Genomic DNA, 1,024 nt, shown 5'->3' with positions numbered 1-1,024 from the left:
TTTGCTCTTCTGCTGCATGGCTCGTCCCCTGTGCGGGAGGCTCGGCGCCGGCCCATCCAGCGCAACCCTCGCTCATCGCATAGCTTGGGACGAGCCACCTCCACCGGCAACGAACATACGGTCTGCTTCGTGACGTTCTCGAATCGGATGAGCGGCTTGGCATCGGGATCGGACCAGGGCGCAAAGGAGCGGCGCACGGCGCCGACGGAGGCGGATTGGCGAGACGGAGGAGGCAAGATGTTTTGACTTCGACCTTAGACGAGGAAACCACCCGGCAAGCTATGATGTTCGGCCTCGGAGAACAACAGCTTAAACGTCCCGGCTCACCGGCTTGAGAACCGCATCCGACGCAACCCTGCCCTGCTGGATCCGGGCCACGCGCTGTCTTGCGATGGGTATGCAATTGAAGTAGCAAGCACCCACATTATTAGTATCCTAATAATATGTTTTGTAGGCCAAACACGATGAGCCCTGCCAAAGCTGCGTTCTCCGAGGAACTCTGGAAGATCAGCCGGAAGATGCGCACCCTGTTCGATGCCCTCGTTCGGGCCAAGGGACTAACCCTGGCACGGGCGCGCGCTCTGATCCTTCTCGGCAAAAAGGACTGCATGACCCAAACGGAGCTTGCAGATGCGCTCGAGATCGAGGGTCCGACCCTGGTCCCGCTCCTTGACAGCCTGGAGAAGCAGGGCCTGATCGAGCGCCAGCCCGTGAACGGCGACAGGCGCGCCAAGCAGATCGCTCTCACGGCGGCAGGTCAGGAGCAGGCTGCTTACGTCGACGCTCTCGTCAAGGAATTCCGCAGCGATGTCCTGAAAGATGTCAGCGAGGATGACCTAAAGGCTGCCATCCGCGTTTTCTACGCCATGGGCCGGAACATCGAGGCCGCAAGCTGATGACGACGTGTTGGACAATGGTGCAAAGTTCGACCTGTCTCAGGTGGACCTGAGAAGCCGGGCTCAACCCGGAAGATCACCCCGACAACATCATCGGCAACCTCAATGCGCTTGACGAGAGTACAGAT

General features: G+C 59.7%; 2 protein-coding genes. Both read left to right on the top strand.

Going from position 1 to position 1,024, the window contains the following annotated elements; genetic code table 11:
* On the top strand, window positions 1–246 hold a 246-nt coding region (locus FS320_RS47450), incomplete at its 5' end, for a hypothetical protein (protein WP_210252270.1).
* 218 nt (window positions 247–464) lie between these two features.
* On the top strand, window positions 465–896 hold the full coding sequence (locus FS320_RS44045) for a MarR family winged helix-turn-helix transcriptional regulator (RefSeq protein ID WP_152718738.1): 432 nt from the start codon (window positions 465–467) through the stop codon (window positions 894–896).
* Window positions 897–1,024: the final 128 nt, after the last annotated feature.

It is taken from the genome of Microvirga tunisiensis (assembly GCF_009296175.1).
Lineage (GTDB): Bacteria > Pseudomonadota > Alphaproteobacteria > Rhizobiales > Beijerinckiaceae > Microvirga > Microvirga tunisiensis.
Note: the sequence above shows the minus strand (reverse complement) of the source record. Positions and strands in the feature narration are given on the sequence as shown.